Origin of the sequence: Streptomyces sp. NPDC002265 (assembly GCF_040296125.1) — a bacterium.
Classification (GTDB): Bacteria; Actinomycetota; Actinomycetes; order Streptomycetales; family Streptomycetaceae; genus Streptomyces.
Genome location: NZ_JBEOWS010000071.1, coordinates 25,898 through 31,897 on the forward strand (window position 1 = coordinate 25,898; position 6,000 = coordinate 31,897).

General features: G+C 73.3%; 7 protein-coding genes. 3 read left to right on the top strand and 4 right to left on the bottom strand.

The window, feature by feature from the left end; genetic code table 11:
- Nucleotides 1–39 precede the first annotated feature (39 nt).
- Both ABT085_RS15475 and ABT085_RS15480 read right to left on the bottom strand, forming a co-directional pair.
- On the bottom strand, nt 40–618 hold the full coding sequence (locus ABT085_RS15475; protein WP_351606878.1) for a DNA-3-methyladenine glycosylase I: 579 nt from the start codon (nt 616–618) through the stop codon (nt 40–42).
- Entirely contained in the window at nt 615–962 is a 348-nt protein-coding gene (locus ABT085_RS15480; protein ID WP_351606894.1) for a DivIVA domain-containing protein, read from the bottom strand. The genes ABT085_RS15475 and ABT085_RS15480 overlap by 4 nt, the downstream gene beginning before the upstream one ends.
- 131 nt (nt 963–1,093) lie before the next feature.
- Between ABT085_RS15480 and folP the strand changes: the two genes are divergently transcribed.
- Nucleotides 1,094–1,954 (top strand): dihydropteroate synthase, encoded by an 861-nt coding sequence (folP, locus tag ABT085_RS15485; RefSeq protein ID WP_351606881.1) that lies wholly within the window; start codon nt 1,094–1,096, stop codon nt 1,952–1,954.
- Nucleotides 1,955–2,092: 138 nt separating this feature from the next.
- On the opposite strand, the gene ABT085_RS15490 is transcribed toward folP, so the two are convergent.
- A complete protein-coding gene (locus tag ABT085_RS15490; protein WP_351606884.1) occupies nt 2,093–2,854 on the bottom strand; it encodes an LOG family protein in 762 nt (253 codons plus the stop codon).
- 137 nt (nt 2,855–2,991) lie between these two features.
- On the bottom strand, nt 2,992–4,071 hold the full coding sequence (gene dapE, locus ABT085_RS15495) for a succinyl-diaminopimelate desuccinylase (RefSeq protein ID WP_351606889.1): 1,080 nt from the start codon (nt 4,069–4,071) through the stop codon (nt 2,992–2,994).
- 84 nt (nt 4,072–4,155) lie between these two features.
- Here dapE and ABT085_RS15500 point away from each other — a divergent pair, with 84 nt between their 5' ends.
- Both ABT085_RS15500 and ABT085_RS15505 read left to right on the top strand, forming a co-directional pair.
- The gene (locus ABT085_RS15500; protein ID WP_351606892.1) at nt 4,156–5,178 is read left to right on the top strand and encodes a VldE C-terminal domain-containing protein; all 1,023 of its coding nucleotides are present in this window, start codon (nt 4,156–4,158) and stop codon (nt 5,176–5,178) included.
- Nucleotides 5,179–5,533: 355 nt separating this feature from the next.
- On the top strand, nt 5,534–6,000 hold a 467-nt coding region (locus tag ABT085_RS15505), incomplete at its 3' end, for a hypothetical protein (protein ID WP_502982733.1).

Sequence of the window (6,000 nt, forward strand, 5' to 3'; positions counted from 1 at the left end):
CCGCCGACGCGCCCGGCCTCGACAGGCAGGCGCGCGCGGTCAGTCGCGGCGTGCCGTGCAGTCCGCCAGATGGTCGTCGACCAGTCCGCACGCCTGCATGAGCGCGTACGCCGTCGTCGGGCCGACGAAGCGCAGCCCGCGCTTCTTCAGGGCCTTGGACAGGGCCGTCGACTCCGGGGTGACCGCCGGGACGTCCGCGAGGCTCTGCGGGGCCGGGCGGGCGGCCCGGTCCGGGGCGTGCGACCAGATCAGCTCGTCCAGCTCGCCGGGGGCCCAGTCGGCCAGGACGCGCGCGTTGGCGATCGTGGCGTCGACCTTGGCGCGGTTGCGGATGATGCCGGCGTCGGCGAGGAGGCGTTCGCGGTCGGTGTCGGTGAAGGCCGCGACCTTGGCGATCACGAACCCGTCGAAGGCGGCCCGGAACCCCGCGCGGCGGCGCAGGATGGTGATCCAGGACAGGCCGGACTGGAAGGCCTCCAGACTGATCCGTTCGAAGAGCTCGTCGTCGCCGTGGACCGGGCGGCCCCACTCCTCGTCGTGGTAGGCCACGTAGTCGGGGGTGGACAGGGCCCAGGGACAGCGCAGCAGACCGTCCGGGCCCGCGACCGCGCCACTCACCGGTGGTCCCCCTCGTCGGGCTTGTCCATGGAGACGCGAGGGGCGGCCTGGGCGCCCGCCAGCGCGGACTCCAGGTCGGCGATCCGCGCGTCGCGCTCGGCGAGTTCCGCGCCGAGCCGGTTGAGGACGTCGTCCACGTCGGCCATGCGGTAGCCGCGGGCGGCCAGCGGGAAACGCAGGCTGTCGATGTCGTCCCGGTCGACCGGGCGCTGCGGCGGCAGCGGGTCGTGCAGCCGCTCGGGCGCGGCCTCCGGCAGCGGGCCGGTGCCCTCGCCGCCGCCCACCACGGCCAGGGTCACCGCGGCGACCACCACGGCGAGCGCGACCACCAGGAACAAGAACATAACCATCGCTGGGTCCCCATGCTCGGTGTGCTCGGTGTCGAAAGTGTCAGGGTCCGATCGTGCCATGCGAATCTGACGGTTAGGGTCGCAGGCGGCCGAAGACCAGGACGTACTAGGAGAGGTCACAGGGGATGCTCAGGCTGGGCAGGCGTGAATTCGACGCGCACGAGCCGGTGATCATGGCGATCGTGAACCGGACCCCGGACTCCTTCTACGACCAGGGGGCGACCTTCCGGGACGAGCCGGCCCTCGCGCGCGTGGAGCAGGCCGTGGCGGACGGCGCGGCGATCATCGACATCGGCGGGGTGAAGGCCGGGCCGGGCGAGGAGGTGACGGCCGAGGAGGAGGCGCGGCGGACCGTCGGCTTCGTGGCCGAGGTGCGACGGCGCTTCCCGGACGTCGTCATCAGCGTGGACACCTGGCGGGCCGAGGTCGGGGAGGCGGTCTGCGCGGCGGGCGCGGATCTGCTGAACGACGCGTGGGGCGGGGTGGACCCGGGCCTCGCGGAGGTCGCCGCGCGGTACGGCGCGGGGCTGGTGTGCACGCACGCGGGCGGCGCGCAGCCGCGGACCCGGCCGCACCGGGTGACGTACGGCGACGTCATGGCCGACATCCTGCGGGTGACGGTGGGGCTGGCCGAGCGGGCGGTGGCGCTGGGGGTGCCGCGGGAGTCCGTACTGATCGATCCGGGGCACGACTTCGGGAAGAACACCCGGCACAGTCTCGAGGCCACGCGGCGGCTCGGGGAGATGGTCGCGACGGGGTGGCCGGTGCTGGTGTCGCTGTCCAACAAGGACTTCGTCGGGGAGACGCTGGACAAGCCGGTGAAGGAACGGGTGCTGGGCACGCTGGCGACGACGGCCGTGTCGGCGTGGCTGGGCGCGCAGGTGTACCGGGTGCACGAGGTGGCCGAGACCCGGCAGGTGCTGGACATGGTGGCGTCGATCGCGGGCCTGCGGGAGCCGGCGGTGGCCCGGCGCGGCCTGGCCTGACCGGGTCCGGCCCGTCCCCGGCAGGGCGCCGGGCTCCGGCGGACGGTCAGGCCTCCCGAGCGGCCGTGCCCCGGCGGACGTCCGTGCCCCGGCGGGCGGTCGAGCCTGCGCCGGGGCATGCCGGACGTGGGTCCGGGGTCAGTGGCGTCCGGCCTCCTTGGAGACCAGCGCGACCGCCTCGTCCACGTCGTCCGTGACATGGAAGAGGTGGAGGTCCTGCTCGGACGCCTTGCCCTGGGCGATCAGGGTGTGCTTGAGCCAGTCGACCAGGCCGCCCCAGTAGCTGCTGCCGAAGAGGACGATCGGGAAGCGGGTGACCTTCTGGGTCTGGACGAGGGTCAGGGCCTCGAAGAGCTCGTCCAGGGTGCCGAGGCCGCCGGGCAGGACGACGAAGCCCTGGGCGTACTTCACGAACATCATCTTGCGGACGAAGAAGTAACGGAAGTTCAGGCCGATGTCGACGTAGGGGTTGAGCCCCTCCTCGAACGGCAGCTCGATGCCGAGGCCGACCGAGACACCGCCCGCCTCGGAGGCGCCCTTGTTCGCCGCCTCCATGGCGCCGGGGCCGCCGCCGGTGATGACCGCGAAGCCCGCCTCCACCAGGCCGCGGCCCAGCTGGACGCCCGCGTCGTACTCCAGGCTGTTGCGCGGTGTGCGGGCCGAGCCGAACACGCTGATCGCGGGCGGCAGTTCGGCGAGCGTGCCGAAGCCCTCGATGAACTCCGACTGGATGCGCAGCACCCGCCACGGGTCGGTGTGGACCCAGTCCGAGGGGCCGCCCGCGTCGAGGAGCCGCTGGTCCGTCGTGCTCGCCGTCACCTGGCTCCGCCTTCGGAGGACGGGTCCCAGGCGTTGTTCCTCCGGTGGCTGCTTCTTGCCCTCGGGGTTCCCGGTAGCCATGTGCGCTCCCTCCGCGGTCGGAACATCCCCCGCTCCGGCACGACCGGGGACGGGGGACAGGTCTTTCGGCCTCAGCCTAGATCTACGCGGGTTACGTACGGGGGACGTCTGCATGTCCTGTGTGGAGCGAGGGGTCCTCAGTCCGTCAGCCAGGCGCGCAGCCGCTCCTCGCCCGCCAGGATCTTTCCGGTCTCCACCCGTTCGTCCCGCTTGTGCGCCAAGTGCGGGTTTCCGGGACCGTAGTTCACCGCGGGGATGCCGAGCGCCGAGAAGCGGGAGACGTCCGTCCAGCCGAACTTGGGCTGCGGGGTGCCGCCCACCGCCTCGATGAAGGCCGCCGCGGCCGGGTGGGACAGGCCGGGCAGCGCGCCACCGCTGTGGTCGTCGATCACGAACTCCGCCACCCCGCAGTCGGCGAACACCTCGCGGACGTGGGCGACGGCCTCCTCCTCGCTGCGGTCGGGCGCGTAGCGGAAGTTGACCGTGACGACGCACTCGTCGGGGATGACGTTCCCGGCCACTCCGCCCGAGATGCCCACCGCGTTCAGGCCCTCCCGGTACTCCAGGCCGTCGATCACCGGCCGGCGCGGCTCGTAGGCGGCCAGGCGGGCCAGGATCGGGGCGGCCGCGTGGATCGCGTTGGACCCCATCCAGCCGCGTGCCGAGTGGGCGCGCTCGCCGGTCGTCCTCAGCAGCACCCGCAGGGTGCCCTGGCAGCCGCCCTCCACCTGGCCGTCGGAGGGCTCTAGGAGCACCGCGAAGTCGCCCTCCAGCCACTGCGGACGGTTCTCCGCGATGTGCTTGAGGCCGTTGAGCTCGGCGGCGACCTCCTCGTTGTCGTAGAAGACGAAGGTCAGGTCGCGGTTCGGGGACGGGACCGTGGCGGCGATGCGCAGCTGGACCGCGACGCCGGACTTCATGTCGCAGGTGCCGCACCCCCACAGCACGCCGTCCTCGTCGAGGCGGGAGGGGACGTTCCCGGCGATCGGCACGGTGTCGATGTGGCCCGCCAGCACGACCCGCTCCGGACGCCCCAGGAAGGTACGGGCGATCACGTTGTTGCCGTACCGCTCCACCGTCAGGTGCGGCAGGGTGCGCAGCGTGGTCTCGATCGCGTCCGCGAGGGGCTTCTCGGTGCCGCTCTCGGACCGGAAGTCGACCAGCTGCGCGGTGAGGCGGGCGGCGTCCGACGTGAGGTCAAGTGGGGTATCGGCCATGGCGCCGACCCTAGCGCGCCGGGGCGTCCGGCCACTGTCCACACCCGCCGCGGCGGCCCCGGGGGCCTCCGCTACCTTGTACGAGTGCCAGAGCCGTCCCCCACCTCTCCCAAGCGCCGCGGCCGCCTCCTCCGTTTCGGAGCGGCCGTCGTGGTCCTGTGCGCGGTCGCCGGTTATCTCGCGGTCCAGTACCTCACCGGAGGGGCCGGCGGCCCCGGCTGCCGGGTCGTCTCGGGCGAGGGCGATCCCGCGGTCTACGAGTTCACGCCCGAACAGGCGGTCAACGCGGCGACGATCTCCGCGGTCGGCACCGACCGCGGGCTGCCCGAGCGGGCCGTGACCATCGCGCTCGCGACGGCGCTCCAGGAGTCGGGGCTGCGCAACATCGAGCACGGCGACCGTGACTCGCTGGGCCTGTTCCAGCAGCGGCCGTCGCAGGGGTGGGGCACCGAGCAGCAGATCATGGACCCGACATACGCGGCGGGCGTCTTCTACGAGCACCTGCTCAAGGTCTCCGACTACGAGGACCTGCCGCTCACCGTGGCAGCGCAGCGGGTGCAGCGCAGCGGTTACCCGGAGGCGTACGCCAAGCACGAGTCGGACGCCGCGCTGCTCGCGGCCGCCCTCACCGGGCGCACGGCGGCGACCCTGACCTGCGACGGCCGCCAGACGGCCGAGACCGCCGCCACGGCCGCGGGGCCGAGCGCGGTCCGCACGGCGCTGGTACGGGACTTCGGGCGCGAGGCCCTGCAGGAGGCCGGCGCGGAGGTGGACGGCAAGGGCGGCCGCGGCAAGGCCACGACGGCGCCCGTGCCCGAGGTGAGCGCCGCGGCCGACGGGCGGACCGTGACGGTGCCCGTGCCGGGCGGGACGGGCGAGGCGGCGGGGCGCAGCACCGACGAGCGCGGCTGGCAGATCGCGCACTGGGCGGTGGCCAACGCCTCCGCGCTGCACATCTCGCGCATCTCCTACGCCGGCCGGGAGTGGACCGCCGGGACGACCGACAGCCGGTGGCGCACGGCCAGGACGCCGGACTCCGGCTCCGGCGCGGCGGAGACGGAGCAGGCGGCCGGGGACTCGATCCGGATCGTCACCGCACCCCGGTAGCGGACGGCAGGCGGCGGGCAGGGGCACCGAGCAGCAGTACGGGGCTTCACCCGCGCGGGTTGCGTGGGGCGGCCGGGGACGGACGGGGCACGGGTCCGCGCGCCGGCCCGTCGCGGTACACCGAATCCCTGCTGGCCCAAGGGCCTTACGGTTCAACCGAGTTGCAGACCGCGCGACCTATGCCCGATTTTATCCGTACCTGATAATGCGATGCATTGCGAATTCTTTGCGTGGGACGTCCGCAACCTTCGCGGGCTTCGAGCGGTAGTCAGGGGGACCGAGCCCGGACGATCAATCCCGGTCAACTAACGGGTCCGGTCGGACACTTCCCTGTTCTCTCCCTCGAAGGAGCATCATGTCCCTGCCTCTGACCCGCCGGATCGCCCGTGTCGCGCTGCTGGTCGCAGCGGGAGCGGCTGCCGGGGTCGGCGCGGCCGGCTCCGCGAGTGCGGCCGCCGAACTGCCGGCCACCCCGAACCTCGGCGGGCTGACCGCCCTGGACGGCGCGAACGTCGCCGGCGCGCTCGACAGCGCGGCGCACAACGTCACCGCGTTCACGAACGAGACCGACGGCAAGGCCGCCAAGAAGACGACGCCGACCGCGGGCAGGACCGCCGGCAAGGCCGCGAAGAAGGCGGCGCCCGCGGCACACAAGGGCGCGGGAGCCGGCGGGGGCATCCTCGGGCAGGCGGCGTCGGCGGCCACGAAGGGCGGGCTGCCGACGGACTCCCTCACCAAGGGCGGGCTGCCTCCCCGAGCTCGGCCGGCGAAGGCGGTGCGGCGGAACTTGTGTGCGCCGAAGAAGCGCTGGGAGATGCGGCC

Coding starts and splice junctions, on each gene's coding strand:
- ABT085_RS15480 (WP_351606894.1), bottom strand. CDS start 962: ATGTTCTTGTTCCTGGTGGTCGCGCTCGCCGTGGTGGTCGCCGCGGTG.
- ABT085_RS15490 (WP_351606884.1), bottom strand. CDS start 2,854: ATGGCTACCGGGAACCCCGAGGGCAAGAAGCAGCCACCGGAGGAACAA.
- dapE (WP_351606889.1), bottom strand. CDS start 4,071: ATGGCCGATACCCCACTTGACCTCACGTCGGACGCCGCCCGCCTCACC.
- folP (WP_351606881.1), top strand. CDS start 1,094: ATGCTCAGGCTGGGCAGGCGTGAATTCGACGCGCACGAGCCGGTGATC.